The 22,350-nt window shown below is 74.7% G+C and carries 10 protein-coding genes; 5 read left to right on the top strand and 5 right to left on the bottom strand.

Annotation, left to right across the window (positions count from 1 at the left end):
• The 5 genes from ACZ3X1_RS25290 to ACZ3X1_RS25270 all read left to right on the top strand — a co-directional run.
• On the top strand, positions 1-3,096 hold a 3,096-nt coding region (locus tag ACZ3X1_RS25290), incomplete at its 5' end, for a type I polyketide synthase (protein ID WP_467281058.1).
• Positions 3,097-3,193: 97 nt separating this feature from the next.
• Entirely contained in the window at positions 3,194-9,835 is a 6,642-nt protein-coding gene (locus ACZ3X1_RS25285) for a type I polyketide synthase (RefSeq protein WP_467281056.1), read from the top strand.
• A complete protein-coding gene (locus ACZ3X1_RS25280) occupies positions 9,832-11,844 on the top strand; it encodes an alpha-hydroxy-acid oxidizing protein (protein WP_467281068.1) in 2,013 nt (670 codons plus the stop codon). Before ACZ3X1_RS25285 ends, ACZ3X1_RS25280 begins: the two co-directional genes overlap by 4 nt.
• Positions 11,841-12,665, top strand: a complete 825-nt coding sequence (locus tag ACZ3X1_RS25275; RefSeq protein WP_467281055.1) for a thioesterase II family protein — start codon at positions 11,841-11,843, stop codon at positions 12,663-12,665. The genes ACZ3X1_RS25280 and ACZ3X1_RS25275 overlap by 4 nt, the downstream gene beginning before the upstream one ends.
• 123 nt (positions 12,666-12,788) lie before the next feature.
• Complete coding sequence (locus tag ACZ3X1_RS25270; protein ID WP_467281054.1) at positions 12,789-13,913, top strand: SMI1/KNR4 family protein; 1,125 nt, start codon at positions 12,789-12,791, stop codon at positions 13,911-13,913.
• Between the two features lie 83 nt (positions 13,914-13,996).
• On the opposite strand, the gene ACZ3X1_RS25265 is transcribed toward ACZ3X1_RS25270, so the two are convergent.
• From ACZ3X1_RS25265 to ACZ3X1_RS25245, 5 genes are all read right to left on the bottom strand, one after another.
• Positions 13,997-15,256 carry a cytochrome P450 gene (locus ACZ3X1_RS25265; protein WP_467281053.1) on the bottom strand — a complete coding sequence of 420 codons (1,260 nt, stop codon included), beginning with the start codon at positions 15,254-15,256 and terminating at the stop codon, positions 13,997-13,999.
• A gap of 57 nt (positions 15,257-15,313) precedes the next feature.
• Positions 15,314-18,517, bottom strand: a complete 3,204-nt coding sequence (locus ACZ3X1_RS25260) for a non-ribosomal peptide synthetase (protein WP_467281052.1) — start codon at positions 18,515-18,517, stop codon at positions 15,314-15,316.
• Positions 18,514-19,728: an NAD(P)/FAD-dependent oxidoreductase gene (locus ACZ3X1_RS25255; protein ID WP_467281051.1), complete on the bottom strand. Its 1,215-nt coding sequence runs from the start codon at positions 19,726-19,728 to the stop codon at positions 18,514-18,516. Before ACZ3X1_RS25255 ends, ACZ3X1_RS25260 begins: the two co-directional genes overlap by 4 nt.
• 139 nt (positions 19,729-19,867) lie before the next feature.
• A complete protein-coding gene (locus ACZ3X1_RS25250; protein WP_356814888.1) occupies positions 19,868-21,070 on the bottom strand; it encodes a cytochrome P450 in 1,203 nt (400 codons plus the stop codon).
• Positions 21,071-21,116: 46 nt separating this feature from the next.
• Positions 21,117-22,349 (bottom strand): cytochrome P450, encoded by a 1,233-nt coding sequence (locus ACZ3X1_RS25245; protein ID WP_362630443.1) that lies wholly within the window; start codon positions 22,347-22,349, stop codon positions 21,117-21,119.
• Position 22,350 lies beyond the last annotated feature (1 nt).

The following is a 22,350-nucleotide window of genomic DNA, read 5'->3' as shown; positions in this document are numbered from 1 at the left end:
GACTACTGGGCCCACCACCTGCGCCACACCGTCCGCTTCAACGACGCCGTCCAATACCTCCACCACCACAACGTCACCACCTACATCGAACTCGGCCCGGACGGTGTGCTCAGCGCGATGGCCCGTACGATCCTGGCCTCCGGGGAGCCGGGGACCGGGCAGACGGCCGGGCAGCCGGCCACCGCCGCCCCGCTGCTGCGCGCGGGCCGCCCCGAGGGGCGGACCCTCGCGGCGGCGCTCGCGGAGGTCCACGTACGCAGCCGGGACGTCCGGTGGGACGGGTTCCTGCCCGGCGGCCGGGCCGTCGCCCTGCCGACGTACCCGTACCAGCGCGACAGCTACTGGCTGAGCGCTCCGGCGGCCCCCGTGGCGGCGAAGCCGGCCGGCGGGCATCCGCTGCTGGACTCGGCGGTCGAACTCGCCGCCGACCAGGGGTGGTTGTTCACCGGCATCCTCGACGCCGAGGCCCAGCCGTGGCTCTCGGAGCACACCGTCCTGGGCCGGCCGCTACTGCCCGGCGCGGCCGTCGCGGAGCTCGCCCTGTACGCCGCCCGGCGGACGGGAGCGGCTGAGGTCGCCGAGCTCACCCTCGAACAACCGCTGCCGCTCGACGGTCCCGTCGCCCTCCAGATCATGGTGGGCTCGGCGGGTGACGACGGGACGCGTCCGCTCGCCCTGCACTCCCGGCCGGAGGGGACCCCGGACGCCGCCTGGGTGCGGCACGCCTCGGGTCTGCTGGCCGACGAGGTTCCCGCGGAGACCGGGGAGGACGCCGGGCTCGCCGTCCGGCCGCCGCAGGAGGCGACCGAGATCCCCGTCGACGGCCTCTACGCCCGCCTCGCCGAACGCGGCTACGCCTACGGCCCCACCTTCCAGGGCCTGCGCAGGGCCTGGAGCCACGGCACCGACCTCTACGCCGAGATCGCCCTCCCCGACACCGCCACCGGCGCCGACGGCTTCGCGCTCCACCCCGCCGCCCTCGACGCCGCCCTGCACACGGCCCTGGTCGTGCCCGGTGCCGGGGAGCGGCTGGTGGTGCCCTTCGCATGGAGCGCCCTGGCCTTGCGGCCCACAGGGTCGGCGCGGCTGCGGGTCCGCCTGCGCCGGGGCCCGGGCGACGCCCATTCGCTGCTGATCGCGGACGAGAACGGCGTCCCGGTGTTCACGGCCGGCGGCCTCGCGGTACGCGAGCTGCAGGCGGACGCGGCGGTCGCCGCCGGTCCGGTCCACGGGGCCGGGCTGTTCGACCTGCACTGGTCCCCGCTGCGGGCGGCCGCGCCCGTGCCGGCCGGTCCGTGGGCCGTCCTCGGCGAGGACGGCGGAGCCGTCGTGGACGCCGTGCGCGCCGCCGGTGTGGCCGTCCGGGACTACCCGGGCCTGGCGGAGCTGCGGACGGCGGTCGACGGGGGGGCTCCGGTACCCACCGTGGTCCTGGCCGCCGTGCCGGCCGCTCACGCCGTACCGGGCGCCGGCGGCCGGGCCGTGCTCGCGGTCCTCGAACTCGCCCAGGCCTGGCTGGCGGACGAGCGGTTCACGGACTCCCGGCTCGCCGTCCACACGCGGGGAGCGGTCGCCGTCGCGGACACCGAACGCCCGGACCCGGCCCTGGCGGCGGTCTGGGGCCTGATCCGCTCGGCGCAGTCCGAGCAGCCCGGCCGCTTCGCCCTGCTCGATACCGACGGGCGGCCCGAGTCCGTACGCGCTCTCGCCCAGGCCCTGGCCCTCACCTCGGCGCAGCCGCAGCTCGCGCTGCGGGCCGGCCGGGCATCGGCGCCGGCCCTGCGCGCGCACCGGCCCGCCACCTCCGTCACGCCCGTCACTTCCGACGCGGACGCCCCGGCGGTCTTCGGAGCGGGCGACCACGTCCTGGTCACCGGCGGTCTGGGCACCCTGGGCCGGCTGCTGGCCCGGCACCTGGTCAAGCAGCACGGGGTGGGACGGCTGCTGCTGACCGGCCGGCGCGGCGCCGCGACGCCGGGCGCGGAGGAGTTCACGGCCGAACTGGCTTCTCTGGGCGCCGAGGTGACCGTGGCCGCCTGCGACACCGGCGACCGGGCGGCGCTGGCCGCCCTGCTGGCCGCCGTACCCCCGGACCGGCCGCTGACCGCGGTCGTCCACGCGGCGGGCGTCACCGACGACTCGGTGCTGGCCGGGCTCACTGCGCAGCGGATGGAAGGGGTGCTGCGGCCCAAGGCCGATGCCGCTCTCCACCTGCACGAGCTGACCCGGGACCTGGACCTATCGGCGTTCGTCCTCTTCTCCTCGCTGGCGGGCACCCTGGGCTCGGCGGGCCAGGGCAACTACGCGGCCGCCAACGCCTCCCTGGACGCGCTGGCCCACCGGCGCCGTGCCGAAGGGCTGCCTGCCGTGTCCCTGGCCTGGGGGCTTTGGGCGCAGGAGAGCACACTGACCGGTGACCTGGGTGCGGCGGACCTGAAGCGGCTGGCCCGTTCCGGGATCGGGGCACTGGCCGCCGAGGACGGACTTGCCCTGTTCGACGCGGCCGTCGCCTCCGGCGCCGCGGTCCTGACGGCGGCCCACCTCGACCTGCGGACGGCGGATCCGGACGCGGTCGGGTCCCTGCTGCGCGGGCTGGTCCCGGCCCGCCGCCGCGAAGGGCCCGCGCAGGCCGCGCCCCGGGACACCGCGGCGGGTCTGCGCGACCGGCTGGCCGGGGCGCCCCCGCGGGAGCACCACCACATCCTGCTCGGGACCGTACGGACCGAAGTGGCCGCCGTACTGGGCCACTCGGACGCGGACCGGGTGCCGGCGGACCGCCGGTTCCAGGACCTCGGCTTCGACTCCCTGACCGCGGTCGAGCTGCGCAACCGCCTGGCGGCCGCGACCGGCGTCAAACTGCCGCCGACGCTCGTCTTCGACCACCCGACGCCGGGCGCCCTGGCGCAACGGCTGCGGGCGGCGCTCGTACCCGGGGTCCCGGCGCAGGACTCCCCCGCGGAGGCCGCCGACGGCGCCGACGGCGCCGACGGCGCCGACGGCGCCGACGCGAACGGCGCGGACGCGACCGGGAACGAGAGCGCGCTGGACTCGATGAGCGCCGACGACCTGGTCCGCCTGGCCTTGGGCCACAGCTGAGGAAGACACCCCCGCCCGGGTCCGGACGCGTTCCGGACCCGGGCCCAGAGACCACACCCAGACCCAGACCCCGACGGGGAAGTACGGAGAGAACAGGATGGCTTCCACAACCCAGCAGCAGGTCGTCGAGGCGCTGCGGGCCGCGCTGAAGGAGAACGAGCGGCTCAAGGCGGACCACGCCCGCAGCACGGAACGCGAGCACGAGCCGGTCGCGATCGTGGGGATGGCCTGCCGCTACCCGGGTGGCGTCCGTTCCCCCCAGGACCTGTGGCGGCTGACCACCGACGAGGTGGACGCCGTCGGCCCGTTCCCCGCCGACCGGGGCTGGGACCTGGCGGAGCTGTACGACCCCGATCCGGACCGGCCGCACACCTCGTACGCGCGGGAGGGCGGGTTCCTGTACGGGGCCGCGCAGTTCGACGCGGAGTTCTTCGGGGTCTCGCCCCGCGAGGCGCACAGCATCGACCCGCAGCAGCGCCTGCTGCTGGAGACGGCGTGGGAGGCCTTCGAGCACGCGGGCATCGACCCGGCCACCCTGCGCGGCAGCCGTACGGGCGTGTTCGTCGGCACCATGTACGCCGACTACATGAACCGGTTCTCCCCCGCCCCGGAGGAGTACGAGGGCTTCCTGAGCGTCGGCGGCGCCGGCAGCGTGGCCTCCGGGCGGCTGTCCTACACCTTCGGGCTGGAGGGCCCGGCCATCACCGTCGACACCGCCTGCTCCTCCTCCCTCGTCGCCCTGCACCTGGCGTGTGCCTCGCTGCGCAGCGGCGAGTCCTCGATGGCCCTGGTCGGCGGTGCCACGGTGATGGCGACGCCGATGCCGTTCGTGGAGTTCAGCCGGCAGCGCGGGCTCGCGCCCGACGGCCGCTGCAAGGCGTTCTCCGCGTCCGCGGACGGCACCGGCTGGGCCGAGGGCGCCGGTCTGCTGCTGGTCGAGCGGCTCTGCGACGCCCGCCGCAACGGGCACCCCGTGCTGGCGGTGGTCCGCGGATCGGCCGTCAACCAGGACGGCGCGAGCAACGGGCTGACCGCGCCCAGCGGCCCCGCGCAGGAGCAGCTCATCCGCCGGGCCCTGGCCGCCGCCGGGCTGGGCCCGGCCGATGTCGACGCGGTGGAGGCGCACGGCACGGGCACCTCGCTGGGCGACCCGATCGAGGCGCAGGCACTGCTGGCCACCTACGGCAGCGGGCGCCCCGCGGACCGGCCGCTGCACCTGGGCTCCCTGAAGTCGAACATCGGGCACACGCAGGCCGCCGCCGGGGTCGGCGGTGTCATCAAGATGGCGATGGCGCTGCGCGAGGGGGTGCTGCCGCGGACCCTGCACGTGGAGGAGGCCACTGCGCACGTGGACTGGTCGGGCGGCGCCGTCTCCCTGCTGACCGAGACGATCCCGTGGCCCGGGCAGGGCGAGAGGCCGCGCCGGGCCGCGGTGTCCTCCTTCGGGATCAGCGGTACCAACGCGCACGTCATCCTGGAGCAGGCACCCGAGCCCCAGGCGGCGCCGGAGCCGGCCGCGGCCGTGCGCCCGGCCGCGGCGGCGCCCGTACCGGTCGTGCTGTCGGCGGCGGGCGAGCCCGCGCTGCGCGCGCAGGCCGACCGGCTGTACCAGCACCTGACCGAAGCCGACGGCGACGGGCTGGCCGACATCGGCTTCTCCCTCGCCACCACCCGCGGGCACCTGCCGCACCGTGCGGTGCTGCTCCCCGAGAGCCGCGACGAACTGCTGGACGGGCTGCGGGCGCTGGCCGACGGCGTGCCCGGTGCGGACGTGGTCAGGGCGACCGCCGCCGAGGGCCGCACCGCGTTCCTCTTCGCGGGCCAGGGCTCCCAGCGGGCCCGGATGGGCCAGGAGCTGTACGAGGCGTTCCCGGTGTACGCGGCCGCGTTCGACGAGGTGTGCGCGGCCCTGGACCCGCATCTGGAGCGGCCGCTGCGGGACGTGGTCCTCGCGGCCGAGGACAGCCCCGAGGGAGCCCTGCTGCACCGGACCGGTTACACGCAGCCGGCGGTGTTCGCCTTCGAGGTAGCCCTCTTCCGGCTCCTGGAATCCTGGGGCGTCCGGCCCGACGCCGTCCTCGGGCACTCCGTCGGCGCGCTCGCGGCCGTGCACGCGGCCGGGGCCCTGTCGCTGGCGGACGCGGCCGAGCTGGCCGCCGTACGCGGGCGGATCATGCAGCGGCTGCCGTCGGGCGGGGCGATGGTGGCGCTGCGCGCCTCCGAGGCGGAGGCGGCGGCCCTGATCGCGGGCCACGAGGGGCTGATCTCCCTGGCGGCGGTGAACGGGCCGGCCGCCACCGTCCTGTCGGGCGCCCGCGCCGCCCTGGTGGGCGTGGTCGCGGACTTCGAGGCGGCCGGCGGGAAGGCCACCTGGCTGCGCGTCAGCCACGCCTTCCACTCTCCGCTGATGGAACCGGCCATGGAGGAGCTGCGGGCCGTCGTCGCGCGCCTGGCCTTCGCGGAACCGCAGCTGACCTTCGTCTCGGATCTGACCGGCCGCCCCGTGGGCGCGGACGCGCTCGCGGACCCGGAGTACTGGGTGCGGCACGCGCGGCACGCCGTCCGCTTCCAGGACGGCGTCGCCGCCCTCGCCGAGCTGGACTGCGCCCGCTTCGTGGAGGTGGGGCCGGGCACCGACCTCACCTCGATGGCCGCCGAGTGCCTGGAGGACGCGGGCCGCGGGCGCCCGGCGGGCCACACGCTGATCCCGTCGCTGCGACGGCGCCTGCCGGAGGTGGCCGCGCTGCTGACGGCGGTCTCCCGGCTGCACGCCTGCGGTGGTGACGTGGACTGGGCCGCCGTGTTCGCGGATCACGGGGCCCGCCGCGTTGACCTGCCCACGTACGCCTTCCAGCACCGCCCGTACTGGATCGACCAGCCGGCGGCGACCGGGGACGTACGGTCGGCCGGGCTGACCGCGGTCGGCCACCCGATGCTGAGCGCCTCGGCGGAACTGCCGGACACCGGCGGGCTGCTGCTGACCGGGCGGTTGGCCCTGGCGCGCCACCCGTGGCTGGCCGACCACCGGGTCGGCGGCCGGGTGCTGCTGCCCGGCACCGGCCTGCTCGACCTGGTGGCGCGCGCCGCCCGGGAGGCGGGCTGCGAGCTGGTGGAGGAACTCGTACTGGAGGCGCCGCTGGTCGTGCCGGAGGAGGGCGAGGTCCGGCTGCGGGTGTCCGTGGCCGCCCCCGACGCCACGGACGGCACGGGCCGCCGGGCGGTCGCCGTGCACTCCCGGCCCGAGGACGACGCCGACGGGCGGGGCTGGTCCCGCAACGCCCACGGCACGGTCCTGCCGGACGGCGCCGGGCAGGCGCCGGAGCCGTCCGCCGGGCACGGCGGAGAACCGGCCGGGGTGTGGCCGCCGCGGGACGCCGAGCCGGTCCCCGGCCCGGTCGCGGACCTCTACTCCCTCCTCGGCGCCAAGGGCCTGGTCTACGGCCCGGTCTTCCGCGGGGTGCGCGCCGTCTGGCGGCGCGGGCAGGAGGTCTTCGCCGAGGTGGCGCTCCCCGCCGGGGCCGGACCGGCCCCGGACGGGTACGGCCTGCACCCGGCGCTCCTCGACGCGGCGCTGCACCCGATCGCGCTCGGCGGCCTGATCGATGGCGCCGACGGCCCCGAGGGTGGCGGTGACGACGGGCGGACCTTCCTGCCGTACGCCTGGTCCCGCGTACGCACCCACGGCGGGACCGGGCGGGTGCTGAGGGTCCGGCTCGCGCCCGCCGGGGCGAACGCGGTGGGCATCGAGGTCGCGGACGCCTCGGGCCGGCCGGTCGCCTCGATCGGCTCGCTGGTGCTGCGTCCGCTCCCGGCGGGGGCCTTGGCCTCGGCGGCCGAGCCGGGCGACGGTCTGCTGCTGCCGACGTGGCAGGAGCTGCCCGAGCTGCCCCCCGCCCCCGCGACGCACCGCTGGACGCTGCTCGGCGCGTACGACCGCGAGCACGAACTGGGCCTCGGCGGGGCCCTGTCCGACACCGCCGCCCTGACCGAGGCGCTGGACGCGGGGGCGGAGGCCCCTGCGCTGCTCCTGCTGCCGTGCCCGCTTCCCGGGGGCGGCGCCGGCGCACCGGACACCGGGGCCGCGGCCGTGCGTACGGCCCTACACGCCGTCCTCGACACGGTCAAGCTGCTCGTCGCCGACGAGCGGCTGGCCGGCACCCAGCTGGCGGTCCTCACCCGGGGCGCCGTCACCCTGGGCGGCGAGCAGCTGCCCGGTGAGCTGTCCCACCGGGCCGTGTGGGGCCTGCTGCGCTCGGCGCAGGCCGAGCACCCCGACCGGTTCACGGTGCTCGACGAGGACGGCACCCCCGCCTCCTGCCGGGCCGTCGCGACGGCCCTGGCCACCGGCGAGCCGCAACTCGCCCTGCGCGGCGGCGCCGCGTACCGGCCCTCGCTCACCGCGGAGGCCGCGGAGCCGCTGCTCACCGCGCCCGCCGACACCCCGCACTGGCACCTCGACTACGTGGCCAAGGGGACCTTCGCGAACCTGGCCCTGAAGCCCTGGCCGGAGGCGGCCGCCCCGTTGGAGGAGGGACAGGTGCGGGTCCGGATGCGGGTCGCCGGCCTGAACTTCCGCGACGTGCTGCTCTCCCTCGGGGTGATCCCGGCGTCCGTCGACGGGCACGCGGGCGGTTCGGGGCAGGGCGGAGAGGGCGCCGGCACGGTCCTCGAAGTGGGCCCCGGTGTCACCGACCTGAAGCCCGGCGACCGGGTGATGGGCCTGTTCTACGGCATCGGCCCGACGTCGGTCACCGACCGCCGGTTCGTGTCCCGGATCCCGGAGGGCTGGTCGTTCCGGCAGGCGGCCGCCGTTCCGGTCACCTATCTGACGGCCTACTACGGCCTGGTGGACCTGGCGGACCTGCGCGCGGGCGAGTCGGTGCTCGTGCACGCGGGCGCCGGCGGCGTCGGCACGGCCGCCCTCCAGATCGCCCGCCACCTGGGTGCCGAGGTGTACGCGACCGCGAGCCCCGCCAAGTGGCACGCCCTGCGCGGTGCCGGGGTCGCGGACGGGCACATCGCCTCCTCCCGCACCCTGGACTTCGAGCGGTCCTTCCTCGCCGCCACCGGGGGGCGGGGCGTCGACGTGGTGCTCAACTCGCTCGCCGGGGAGTTCGCGGACGCCTCGCTGCGGCTGCTGCCGCGCGGCGGACGGTTCCTGGAGATGGGCAAGACCGACCGGCGCGAGCCCGCCGGGGTCGCGGCCGCGCATCCGGGGGTTACGTACCGCACGTACGACGTGCGCGACCCCGGGCCGGACCGGATCCAGGAGATCTTCGCCGAACTCCTCACCCTCTTCGAGCGGGGTGCGCTCCAGGCCCCGCCGGTGGCGGCCTGGGACCTGCGCCGGGCGCCGGACGCGTTCCGTCACCTGAGCGAGGCCCGGCACATCGGCAAGGTCGTCCTGGACCTGGTGGACGAGGACGAGCGCTGGGACACCTCCCGGGCCGTCCTGATCACCGGCGGACTCGGCTGGCTGGGCCGGCTCGCCGCCCGCCACCTGGTGGCCGGGCACGGTATACGGCAGCTGGTCCTGATGGGCCGCGGACTGCCCGGGGAGGACGCCGCCCGGGACATCGCGGCACTGCGCGACCTGGGCGCGGACGTCCGTACGGTGGCCTGCGACGCGGCCGACCGGGACGCGCTGGCCGCCGCCCTGAGCGGGCTGGCCGGCGCCGGGGTCCGCGTCGGGGGGGTCGTACACGCGGCGGGCGTCCTGGACGACGGCCTGCTGACCTCGCTGACCGCCGCGAGCCTGGAGCGGACCCTGCGTCCGAAGGTGGACGCGGCGCTCAACCTGCACGAGCTCACCGAGCCGCTCGGACTCGACGCGTTCGTCGCCTTCTCCTCGCTGGCGGGCACGCTCAGCGCTCCGGGGCAGGCCGGGTACGCGGCCGGCAACGCCTTCCTCGACGGGCTGATGGAGCAGCGGCGTTCGGTGGGCCGGCCCGGGGTCTCCGTCGTGTGGGGCCTGTGGGAGGGGGCCGGCGGCATGGGCGCCGGGCTGACCGACGCGGACGTCGCCCGCATGGCGCGGGTGGGGGTGGCCCCGATCACCTCGGAGCGGGGGCTCGAACTGCTGGACGCCGCGGTGCGCCGTGACCGGCCGGTGGCGGTGGCCGCGCGCTGGGACCTCGACGGGCTGCGGGCCGCGGCCGCGCAGGGGGCGGCGGTGCCGCCGCTGCTGCGGGGGCTGGTGCCGGACGAGGTGTCCGGGCCCGTGGCGGCGACGGGCACCGCACCGGCGCGGGTCCAGGCTGCGGCGCCGGCCGAGGGGGCTTCGCCGACCGGCGACCGGCTGCTGGACGCCGTGCTGCACGAGGTGGCCGCCGTGCTGGGGCACACCTCCGGCGCGGCGGTGGACCGGGACGGGGCCTTCGACCGACTGGGCTTCGACTCGCTCACCGCGGTGGAGTTGCGCAACCGCCTGGCCGCGGCGACGGGCGTCCGGCTGCCCGCCACGTTCATCTACGACTGGCCGACCCCGGCCGAGCTGGTCGTGCATCTGCGCGAGCAGCTCCCGCAGCCGGCCGCCGACCCGGTGCAGGCCGCGGCCCCGGCCTCCACCGTGGACGACGCCGGCGTCACCGTGGCGCTGCTCGCCGACATCGCCCGGCTGGAGGCGGCGGTGGCCGACCGGCCCTTGAGCGAGGCGCAGGGCGCCGTGGTGAGCGAGCGGCTGCGCGAGCTGCTGACCGAACTGGGTTCTATGAAGGAGGATCACTCCGCGTGGGCATGACCAACACCCCGACGGCCGCCCCGGTTTCACCGGCCGGGGCCGCCGGCCCGTCCCGGTGGCTGCGCGCCTACCACCCCCGCCCGGCGGCGGCCGCCCGCCTCGTGTGCTTCCCGCACGCGGGCGGGGCCGCGAACGCCTTCACGGCCCTGTCGGCCGCGCTGCCCGAGGACGTCGAGCTGCTCGCCGTCCAGTACCCCGGCCGCCAGGACCGGCGCGGCGAGCCCTGCGCGCAGGACCTGTCCGAGCTGGCCTCGGGTGCGGCGCAGGCCCTCGCCAGCCACGCCGGCCGGCCGCTGTTCCTCCTGGGCCACAGCATGGGAGCGCTCGTGGCCTTCGAGACGGCCCGTCTGCTGGAGGAACGCGGCAGCGTGGCACGGCTGTTCGTGTCGGCGGCCCGGCCGCCGGCGCAGGACTGGCAGGAGCCCGACCTGGCGCTCGTCGGCGACGAGGAGCTGACCGCGGGGCTCCGGCGGCTCGGGGGCATCCCCGAACCGCTGCTGGCCGACCCGGAGGTCGCCGGCGAGATCCTGCGGCTGCTGCGCGCCGACCACCGGGCGCTGCTGCGCCACCGCTGTACGCCGGACACCCGGGTGGCGGCTCCCGTCACGGTGCTCCTGGCGTCGGCGGACCCGAAGAACTCCCTGGAGCAGATGGCCGACTGGGCGCGCCACACCGCGGGCGGGTACGAGATCACCGCACTGTCCGGCGGGCACTTCTCGCTCGTCGAACGGCCCGGGGAGAGCGCGCCGCCGCTCGCGCGGCGCATCCGCGAGGACCTCGCCCGGCCGGCGCCGTCCGGGGCGTCCGCACCGTCCGGGGCATCCGCGGCGTCCGCGGCGCCGGATGCCGAGCCGCTCGCCGACCTGGTGCGGGAGCTCATGCTGGAGGGCCTCGCGGGCCGGACCCCGCGGCTGACGACCGACCTGACCGCCTTGGAGGCCGCGGCCGGCGAGGTGATGGCCCCGGAGGCCTTCGCGTACGTGTCGGGCACCGCCGGATCCGGGGCGACGGGCCGGGCCGGCCGTGCGGCCTTCGACCGCCGGCAGCTGGTACCGCGGATGCTGCGCGGTACGCGGCGTACCGACACCTCGGTGACGCTGTTCGGGCAGCGGCTGCCGGTGCCCGTCCTGCTGGCGCCGCTGGCCGCGCAGCAGGTGGCCCACCCCGAGGGGGAGTCGGCCACGGCGCGGGCCGCGGCGGCCACCGGGGTCGCGATGGTGTTGTCGACCTTCGCCTCGCGCTCGCTGGAGGAGGTTGCGGAGGTCGCGGGAGGCCACCCGCGCTGGTTCCAGCTGTACCTGCCCTCGGACCGGGCGGTGGGCGAGTCCCTGGTGCGGCGCGCGGAGGCGAGCGGGTACGGGGCGATCGTCGTGACCGTCGACGCCACCCACCTCGGCTTCCGCCCGGCGGAACTCGACAGCGGGTACTCGCCGTTCCTGCGCGGGACCGGCATCGCCAACTTCACCGGCGATCCCGCCTTCCGGGCCGGGCTGCCGGCGGACGCGGACGCCACCGCGACCGTCCTGCGGTGGGCGCAGATCTCCACCGACCCCACTCTGACCTGGAAGGACCTGGCCTGGCTGCGCGGGCTGACCCGGCTGCCCCTGCTCGTGAAGGGCGTCCTGCACCCGGACGACGCCCGGCTGGCGCTGGAGCACGGCGCGGACGGCGTGGTCGTCTCCACGCACGGCGGCCGCCAACTCGACGGGGGCGTGTCCTCGCTGGACGCCCTGCCGGCGGTGCGCGCGGCCGTCGGCCCGGACGTACCGGTGCTGATGGACTCCGGGATCCGGACCGGCAGTGACGTGGTCAAGGCGCTGGCCCTGGGCGCGGACGCCGTCCTGTACGGCCGTCCGTACGTGTACGGGCTCGCCCTCGACGGGGAGCGCGGCGTCGAGCACGTCCTGCGCTGCCTGCTCACCGACCTCGGGCTGGCCCTGGCCCTGACCGGCTGCGCGTCCCTGGCGGACGTCGGGCCGCACCTCCTCGCGAACGGAGATCGACGATGACACGAACCTACGGGCCAGGCTCCGACCCGACGGGCTGGCTGCGCCAGTACCACCGGCCGCCGGCGCAGGGTCCCACGCTGGTCGTCTTCCCCCACGCGGGCGGCTCGGCGACGGGCTACTACACCCTGGCGCAGGCCCTGTCCGGCTGCGCCGAAGTACTCAACGTGCAGTATCCGGGCCGCCAGGACCGGCTCGGCGAGGCTTGCGTCGACGACATCGGGGAGATGGCGGACCGGGTCGTCGAGGCGCTGCTCCCCCGGGCGGCCCGCCCGCTGGTCCTGTTCGGGCACAGCCTGGGCTCCCTCGTCGCGTACGAGGTCGCGCTGCGGCTGGAGGGCCTGCACCCGGACCGTGCGCCGATCGGCGTGATCGTGTCGGGCCGGCCGGCGGCGGCGATCCACCTCAGCCGCGGCCTGTCCCGGCTGGCGGACGAGGACCTCGCCTCGTCGATCTCGGACCTGTCCGGCACCCCGCCGGAGCTGCTGGCCGACAAGGACCTGATGTCCGCCGTACTCCCCTCGCTGCGCGCGGACTTCAAGGCGGCGGAGAGCTACCGGGGCGCGGCGGGCACCCGAGTCTCCTGCCCCCTGTACGCCTACTCGGGGGCGCAGGACCACAACGTGCCGCGCGAGGGCCTGCTGCGGTGGAGCGAGCACACGGCGTCGGAGTTCACGGTCCGCTTCTTCGAGGGCGGCCACTTCTACCTCCAGTCCCAGGAACCGGAAGTGGCCCGCGCCCTCGCCTCCGACCTCCGCACCCTCGCCACCACCGCGCTCCCCGGCCGAGATCCGGTCCCTGCCGGCGGTGGTCGCCCGTGCTGACGCCGCATCTCGGGCAAGAGATCGCTTGAGGGCTCGGGGGATTTCTTCGGACCGCAGAAGCCGCGACCCGGGTTCGGACGGCCTCGTCACATCTGCCGTCGTACCGGTCACTAGGCTGCCGGGATGACCACGCAGTCGCCCCCTCCACTGACCCTGGAAACCGCCAGGGACCTGCAGCGCGTGCTCCGGGCCGAGATCGGGCCGGGCCTCGGCGAGCGCGAACTGGACGCGGTCGAGGCACGGTTCGGCTTCACCTTCTCCGCGGACCACAGGGTCTTCCTCGCCGCCGGGCTCCCCCACGGGTCACGAAGCTGGCCGGACTGGCGCAACGGCGACCCCGAGGACCTGGCCGGGCGGCTCTCCCGGCCGGTCGAGGGTGTGCTCTTCGACGTCGAGCACAACCGGTTCTGGCACCCTGCCTGGAGCCCGAGGCCCGCACGGACATCCGACGCGCTGCAGGTCGCACGGTGCGAGTTGGCGACCGTACCGCAGCTGGTGCCCCTCTACAGCCACCGCTACCTGCCCGGCACGGCAGGCGAATCCGGGCACCCCGTGCTGTCCGTCCACCAGAGCGACATCATCTTCTACGGGAACGACCTCTCCGACTACGTGCGGCACGAGTTCACCGGCCGGGCGAGCACTCTCCCGGCCCGCGCGACCGTCGGTTTCTGGTCGTACTTCGTCAATGGCAGTCCCGGCACCGACGTCACCGCGCCCACGCCGTACACCCCTTGTGCCGTGAGCGCGCAGGAGGCGATCGAGTGCCTGCGGATGCTGGCCCTGGAGCGCCTGATCGGCCGTCAGCACCACCCGCACCAGCTGATCGAAGCAGGGCTCACGGCACTGGTTCTCGGCGTCGAGACGGAGTCGCTCCCGCTGCTCGCCGGCCTGTGCCGCACCGATCACGAGAGCGCAGAGGGGCTCTTCGCCCAGGTACTGGCCGAACTCGGTCTGCCCGAGACTCTCCCCGACGATGACACCGATGTCCCCTGGCAGGCGGCACGCTGGGAGCTGGTGCGCTGGTGGCTCCGGCTGATCGTGAACGGGAGCCTGGCTCCCGGAGCCGGCGGTGACGTGATCACGTACGAGGGCTGGGGCGCATTGGCCCGGCCCCGTTGTCTTCAGCCGCTTGTCGACACGGTCGATGCGTACAACGCATGGGACGCGGTCCAGGACAGAACACGCGAGCGAGCGATCGTCACGGAGGCCGAACGGCTGCTCGCCGGCCCCTGGCCACCGCCGGAGTGATCTACGGCGCGCGAAAGGCGGCGCCACCGGTTCGGCCGGTGGCGCCGCCTTTCGCGGTGGGTCCGCTCCGCGCGAGGGGAACGTCAGGAGCGGGACTCCGGGGTGAGGCGGACCTTCAGGGTGGCGTGGCCGTTGGCGAAGTTGGAGAAGAGGCGGGTGGGCGGGGCGAGGAGTTCGATGCCGGACACCCGGGTGCGCAGCGACTCCAGCATGGAGATCATGTGGACGCGGCCCAGGTACGCGCCGAGGCAGAAGTGCGGTCCGTGGCCGAAGCTCACGTGCTTGTTGGGGGTGCGGCCCAGGTCGAAGGTGTAGGGGTCGCTGAAGGCGTCCTCGTCGAAGTTGGCCGAGCTGTTCCACAGCGTGACGATCTCGCCGGCCTTGACGACGTGGTCGCGGATGGGGATGTCCACCAGGGCGTGCCGGCCGAAGTGCATCGTCGGGGTGGTCCAGCGCATGACCTCCTCGGTGGCGCTCTCCAGGGTGACCTCCGCGTTCTTCAACCGGCGCCACTGGTCCCCGTACTGGCTGAAGGCGTGGACGATCCCGGAAGCGGTGGCCCGGCTGGACTCGTCGCCGCCCAGGATCAGGCTGTACGCGTTGTAGATGATCTCCTCTTCGGTGAGGGGCTCGCCGTCGATCGTGGCCGTGGCCAGCGTGCTGAGTACGTCCTCGCCGGGGTTGCGGCGGCGCTCGGCCATCAGGCCGGAGATGTAGAGGATGATCTCGTTGCGCGCCATCAGCGAGACCTCCTCTCCGTCGTCGGCGCTGTACCGGGACAGAGTCTGGGCGTTCCAGTCCACGAGCTGTTCACGGTCGCCGGCGGGGATGCCCATCAGGTCGCCGATGGTGTGGATGGGGATCCGGTCGGCGACGGCGGTGACGAAGTCGACCTCGCCCTCCTCGACGGCCTCCGAGATCAGCCGGTCGGTGAGCTGCTGGACGTTCTCGACGACCGGGGCCAGGACCCGCGGCGAGAACGACTTCATCATCAGGTTGCGGATCTCGCGGTGGCGCGGGCCGTCGGTGACGGCGAGCATCTTGCCCGCCGCGGAGTCCTCGCCCAGCAGGAGGGTGCTGAGGACGTTGCCGCGCTCGGAGGTGTACCGCTTGTTGTCGCGGTAGGCCGCCATGATGTCGTCGTACTTGGTGAGGACCCAGAAGCCGGGCCTGCCGTCCCTGGGGGCGTGCCAGAAGACGGGGTTGTGCGCGCGGAACGGCCGCCACATCTCGTGCGGGTCGTTGTCGTCGAACGTCTGGGGGTCGGTGAGGTCGAAGGCTGCCGGGTCGGCCGCTTCGGCCGGGGCGGCAGGCGCGGCGGCCTGCAGGGTGGGGGCGGTCATGGTGCTTCTCCTCCGAAAAACCGCGGCCCCGGAGCGGGGCCGCGGCGGGGTCAGGCCTCAGGCGGCTTCCGCCGCGACGGCGGTGGTGGCGAGTTCGGCGATCGTCTGCTTGCGGAAGACGTCCTTCGCGGAGATCACCAGGCCGGCCTTCTTCGCCCGGGCGACCACCCTGATGCCGAGGATGGAGTCGCCGCCGAGCTCGTAGAAGTTGTCGGTGACCCCCACGGCGGGGACGCCGAGGACGTCGGACCAGATCTGGGCGAGCAGCCGCTCGGTGCCGGTACGGGGTGCCCCGGCCCCGGCGGGGGCGGCGGCGTGCTCCGGGGCGGGCAGGGCCTTGCGGTCGACCTTGCCGCTCGGGGTGAGCGGGAACTGCTCCAGGCACACCACGGCGGACGGCACCATGTGGACGGGCAGCCGGGCCGAGACGAACTCCCGCAGCTGTGCCGGCTGCGGGCGGCGTCCGGTCGCGCCGGGGGTCACGTAGCCGACGAGGCGCTTGTGCTCACCGTCGGCCAGGGCCACGACGAGGGCCACGCCGACATCGGGATGCTGCTGGAGGACGAGTTCGATCTCCCCGGGCTCGATGCGGTAGCCGCGCACCTTGACCTGGTGGTCGGCCCGTCCGACGTACTCGATGACGCCTGCGCTGGTCCAGCGCACGAGGTCCCCGGTCCGGTACATCCGGTGGTCGGGGGCTTCGCCGAGCGGGTTCTCCAGGAAGCGGTCGGCGGTCAGTCCGGGCCGGTTGAGGTAGCCCCGGGCCACTCCGGGGCCCGCGATGAACAGCTCGCCCGCCACCCCGATGGGCACCGGCCGGAGCCGGTCGTCGAGGACGTAGGCGGTGGTGTTCGCGACGGCCCGGCCGATCGGGACGGGCATGTGCTCGTCGGCCTCGCGGATGAGGTGCCAGGTGCCGAGGACGGCGGTCTCGGTCGGCCCGTAGAGGTTCACCAGCCGCTGCGGCGGGGCAGCCGCCAGGACCTCGGCCACCCGTACCGAATTGGCCGCCTCGCCGCCGAAGAGCACGTGGCGCAGCGCGCCGAAGGCGCAGGGGTCGGCGGCGACGATCTGGTTGAAGACGGCGGTGGTCACGAACAGGGTGGTGACGCCGTGCCGGCGCAGCGCGGCGGTGAGCTCGGCCGGGTCGAGGAGGGTGTCCTTGTCGATGACGGCCATCCGGCCGCCGGCGAGCAGCGGTCCCCAGATCTCCAACGTGGCCGCGTCGAAGGTGACGTCGGAGCCCTGGGCCATGACGTCGTCGGGGCCGAGCCGGACCCAGTCGGCGTTGCAGAAGAGCCGGACGACCGAACGGTGACCGATCACGGCCCCCTTGGGCGTGCCCGTCGAGCCGGACGTGTACATGATATAGGCGGGGTCGTCGGCGGTGACGGCGACGGCCGGCGTCTCGGCCGGCTGGGCGGCGAGGGCCTCGTCCTGCTCGTCGAGGCAGATCATCCGGGTGCCGGCGGACGGCAGTCTGCCGGTCAGCCAGGACTCGGTGAGGCAGAGCGGCACCCCGGCGTCGGAGAGCATGAAGCCGAGCCGGTCCTGCGGGTAGTCGGGGTTGAGCGGCAGGTAGGCGCAGCCGGCCTTGAGGACGGCGAGCAGGGCGGTGATGAGCTCGGGGCCGCGGGGCAGGCAGACGGCGATGAAGGTGCCGGGCCGGACGCCGTCGGCGAGGAGCAGGTTGGCCAGGCGGCCCGCGCGGGCGTCCAGTTCCGCGTAGGTCAGGGTCTCCAGGCCTGCGGTGACGGCGACCGCGTCGGGACGCAGGCGCGCCTGCTCGGCGACGAGTTCGTGCACGCAGCTCTCGGCCGGGAAGTCGGCGCGGTTGACGGCCCACTCGGTGGTGAGCAGGCGCAGTTCCTCCTCGTCGGCGAGGGGGAGTTCCCCGACGGACCGCGCGGGGTCGGCGGCGGCGGCGTCGAGCAGGACCGACAGGTGGCGGGCCAGCACCTCGACGGTGACCGGGTCGAAGAGCGCGGCGTCGTACTCCAGTACGCCGGCCAGGTCGCCGGAGCCGGTCTCGGTGAACTCCACGGTGATGTCGTGGGCGGCGGGTACGCCGGGCGGCTGGACGGTGCGCACGGCCAGTGCGGGGCTCTGCGCCGGTTCGGCGGCCTCGCCTGCCCCGCGGAGCGCCACCGTCACCTGCACGTCGGGAGTCTCTCCGGCGTCCTTGCCCTCGCCGAGGGCGGCGCGCACCCGCTCGAAGGGGACGTCCTGGTGGGCGTGGGCCTCTGCGAGGGCGGCGCAGGCCTCCGCGAGCACCTCGGTGAACGGTGCGTCGGGGCGTATGCGGCCGCGGACCAGGAGGGGGTTGTCGAACGCGCCGACCAGGCCGTGGAGCACCGGCCGGGGGCGGCCGGCTGCCAGGGTGCCCAGTGCCAGGTCCTCCTGGCCGGTGTGCCGGGAGAACAGCACCTGGCAGGCGGCGAACAGGCCCGCGAACAGGGTGCCGCCGTGGGCGCGGGCCGCTTCGGCGAGCCCGTGCGCGGCCCTGACCGGTACGCGGAAGCCGTGGCGGGCGGCCGCTGCACCGCGCGCCCGGGTCCGGGGCCGGTCGGTGGGCAGCCGCAGTGCGGGCAGGCCGGCCAGCCGGCCGCGCCAGTGGTCCAGCTGTGCGGCGAGCTCGGCGTCGGTGACGCGGGCGCGCTGCTCGGCGGCGTACTGCGCGTACCGGACGGGCAGTTCGGGGAGCCGGGCGGTCCGCCCGGTGACGGCGGCGGCGTACAGCTCGGCCAGCTCGGCGGTGATGATCGTGCGGGAGCGGGTGTCGGCGGCGATGCGGTGGACGGTCAGCACCAGCACGTGCTCGTCGGCGCCGAGACGGATCAGGAGCGAGCGCAGCAGCGGACCGGAGGCGAGGTCGTGGGGGCGGGCGGCCAGTTCCGTGACGCGGGCTTCGAGCCCGTCACTCGCCGCGCCGGGCGCCGTGAGGTCGGCGTACTCCAGCTCGACGGGGCCCGCCGGCCAGACACGCGCGCCGGACGTGCCGCCGGTGCCGGCCGCGGTGCCGCTCCCCGTGAACGTCGTGCGCAGCGGCTCGTGCCGGGCGACCAGGCCCCGCAGGGCGCAGGTGAGCGCGACCCGGTCCAGGGTGCCGGTCAGCCGGAGGGCGACGACCGGGTGGTGGCCGTACACCCCCTCCTGCCCGGCGCGGTGCCCGGAGCGGATGAGCTCCTGCCCGAAGGTGAGCGGCGTCCGGTCGTCGCCGGCCGTCCCGACGGCCCTCCCGTCGGTCGTCCCGTCGGTCATCCGTTCAGTCCTTTCATTTCCATCTCTTCCATCAGGTCGAGCAGTTCGGGAGTGACGAACTCGTCGATCGGGCAGACACCGGAGAGCGTCGAGAAGTACCGGTCGGTCAGGTCGCCGCTGGTGGCGATGGCCCGCAGCAGTTCGACGTGGTGCGGCGGCGGGTCGAGGCGGGCCGTCTTCAAGGTGGCGTGGTATTCGGGCATGAGGGCCTCCAGCCGGCGTTCGGCGAAAGCGTGCAGCGCCGCACGCAGCCGGTCGGGGTCGTGGAGGCCGTCCCCGATGCAGTCCGCGAGCAGCTGGGCCTGGAAGAAGCCGTCGGTGATGCCGCGGGCGGTGATCGAGTCCTTGTGGTGGCCGGCGTCCCCGATGAGCGCCCATCCGGGCCCTGCGGCCTGCCGGAAGAAGTTGCGCTGGTCACCGGTGCCGTAGACGCGTTCGAGGCGGGCGCCCGCGGCCATCTCCTCGCGCAGCTCGGGGGCCGTCTTCTCGACGTTCGTGAGCAGCGCGTTCAGGGCGTCGCCGCGCACGCTCCTGAACTGCTCCTGCGGGAAGTAGCCGGCGACGAGCGTGGCGCCGTCGTTGGTGGGGACGGTGCCGACCCAGTGGCCGGGGGTGTCGAACAGCCGGAAGCCGGGCCGCAGGCCCGACCAGTACGAGTAGTAGGCGCAGGTCGAGGTGGGGTCCTCGGCGATCATCGGGGCGCTGGCCTTGGCCGCCACGGTCGAGCGCATGCCGTCGGCGCCGATGACGAGGGTGGCCCGCTCCACCGCCCCGCCCGCGGCGGCACCGAGCCGGACGCCGACGACGCGGTCACCGTCGAAGACGAGGTCGCTCACGGCGCAGTTCTCACGGAACTCCACGCCCGCGTCGACGGCGCCCCGCGCGAGGATCGGGTCGAGCAGGTAGCGGCGCGGCGCGTAGGCGGCGCGCTGCCCGTCGGCCGCCCAGGAGCACCCTTCGAGGCGGATGTCGCCGTGGGTGTAGCGGACGTGGTCGAGGGCGGGGGCGCCGGTGTCCCGCACCGCGGGCAGCAGGCCCCACCGGGCGAGGGCGGCGACGCCGGGCTGGTGGATGTAGAGCGTGGAGAGGGTGTCCTTGGGGAAGGTCCCGCGCTCCACCATGAGCACCCGGTAGCCGGCGCGCGCGAGCAGCATCGCGGCCGGAGCCCCGGCGCAGCGCGCGCCGACCACAATCACGTCGTAGTGGGTCAAGAGATGCTCCTTGTCCTGCGCCGGCTCCGGTGGCCGGTGTCGTCGTGCCCAGTGGAGACGGCCCGTGCGGCATGCGCCGACGCGCCGGCCGGCGCATGCCTCACGGGGTCGTGCGGGGTGGTGGGTGCCGGACGAGGCCCTAGCCGACGCGGATCGGGAGCCGCCAGACCCCGGTGAACTCCGGGGACGTGAGGAAGGTCGGCTTGTCGTCCGGGTCCACCCGCAGCTTCGGGAAGCGGTCGAACAGGATGTTCATGGCCACCCGGCCCTCCAGCCGTGCGAGAGGGGCGCCGAGGCAGAAGTGGATGCCCCGGCCGAAGCCGATCTGCGGGTTGGGGGTGCGGGCCGGGTCGAAGACGTCCGGGTCCTCGAAGACCCGGGCGTCGCGGTTGGCGGCCGAGAACCAGACCTCCAGCACATCGCCCTCGGGCACCTTCACGCCGGCGATCTCCACGTCGCGCGTGGTGACCCGGTAGCCCGCGGCCAGCGGGCTCAGGTAGCGCAGGGACTCCTCCAGCAGGGTCGGCACCAGCGACCGGTCCTTGCGTACCCGTTCGTCGACGTCGGGGAAGGCGTCCAGGCACAGGACGGTGTTGCCCAGCAGCATGGTGGTGGTGATGTGGCCGGCCGAGATCAGCAGGTTGGCGAAGTTGACGATCTGCCGGTCGGTGAGCCGTTCGCCGTCGACCTCCGCCTCGACGAGCCTGGACAGCAGGTCGTCCTGCGGCCGGGCGCGCCGGGCGGTGACCAGTTCGAGGATGTAGAAGCCCATCGCCATGGCCGCTTCGGCCTGGGTGTCGAGGGACTCCTCCTGCGCCTTGTCGCCCTGGTGCGTGGTGAGCTGGGTGCTCGCCATGAGCGACTGGTCGGCCCATTCCTTGAGCAGTTCGCGGTCCTCGCGGGGGATGCCGAGCATGTCGCAGATGACGATCACGGGCAGCGGGTAGGCGAGGGCCTCGGCGAGGTCGAAGGTGTCGCCCTCGATCCGGTCGAGCAGTTCGTGGGTGAGGGCGGCGATGCGCGATTCGAGTTCGGCGACCATCTTCAGGGTGAAGGTGCGCCCGACCAGCTTGCGCAGCTTCTGGTGCTCCGGCGGGTCGGCCTGGGTGAGGTTGCCGTCGAAGGCGACGGCGGCCTGTTCCGGGCTGACGTAGCGCGCGGCGACCTCGGAGGAGTACGTCGCGGGGTCGCTGAGGATCTCCAGCGTCTCCGGGTAGCCGTAGACGTGCCACATCCCGACCTCGGGGTCGTACTCGACGGGCGCCTGGGGCTGGATGCCGCGCAGCCAGAAGTGCCGTGGATGCATCTCCCACTTGTCGAGGGGGCTGCTCGCGGTGGTCATCGGGGGTCTCCTTCGGTGGCCCGGTCACGGGCCTCGGGTCGGCGCCTCATCGGACGAGGAGCGGGAGCTCCGAGGTCGAGATGACGTGGGGCAGCGGCAGGAAGGCCGGCGGGTTGTCCGGGTCCGTGCGCATCTTCGGGAAGCGGTCCAGCAGGATGTCGGTGGCGATCCGGCCCTCCATCCGCGCCAGCGGGGCGCCGAGGCAGAAGTGGATGCCCCGGCCGAACCCGATGTGCGGATTGGGGTCGCGGTACGGGTCGAAGACGTGCGGGCGGGCGAACATGCGCTCGTCGCGGTTGGCCGCCGAGAGGGAGATGGCGACGAGCTGGCCCGGGTGGACCGGGACGCCGGCCAGCTCGCCCTCGGCGACGCACGCCTTGTAGGCCGTCGCGATGGGGCTGAGGTAGCGCAGGGACTCCTCTATCAGGCCGGGGGTGAGGTCGGGGTTCCCGCGGACCGCGGCCAGGTGCTCCGGGTGGGCGTCCAGGCACAGGAGGGTGTTGCCGAGGAGCGCGCTGGTGGTGGCGTGTCCGACGACGAGCAGCTCGTTGGCGAAGTTCACCACCGCGTTGTCGCTGAGCCGCTCGCCGTCGACCTCCGCCTCGACGAGCTTGGTCAGCAGGTCCTCGCGGGGCTTGGTCCGGCGCTCGGCGGCGTGTTCGCGCAGGTACTGGAACATCTCCGGGACCACGCGCATGGCGGCCTGGGCGTCGACGTCCTCGTCGAGGTCGCGCTCGCCGGAGGTGAGGGCGACCGCGCTGTGGGCCATGCGGTCGACCCACGTCTTGAACAGGTCGCGGTCGCTCTGCGGGACGCCGAGCAGCTCGGAGATGACGATGATCGGCATCGGGTAGGCCAGGTCGTCCACCATCTCGATGCTGTCCCGGCCGTCGACCGCGTCGAGCAGTTCGTGGGTGATCTCGACCATCCGCGGCTCCAGGGCCGCGACCATCCCGCGGGTGAACGCCTTGCTGATGATCTTGCGCAGTTTGGTGTGGTCCGGCGGGTCGGACTGCAGGAGGGTGCCGTCGCTGAACTCGGGGTCGATCTCCACGTCGCCGGCGATGAGTTCGGCGACGTCGCTGGAGAACGTCCCCGGGTTGCCGACGACCTCCAGCACCTCCTTGTATCCGTAGACGTTGACGATGCCGTAGTCGTCGACCTCGACCGGGTGCTCGGGCCGGTGCCCGCGCAGCCAGAAGAAGTCCGCATTGATGCCCAGGCGGTCGACGAAGGCCGCCGCCTCCTTCTCCTCCGCGCCGGCTGATGTCCCGGTCATG

The sequence above is a fragment of the Streptomyces sp. NPDC023541 genome, from assembly GCF_055559995.1.
This window is presented reverse-complemented; position numbering and strand designations above follow the sequence as displayed.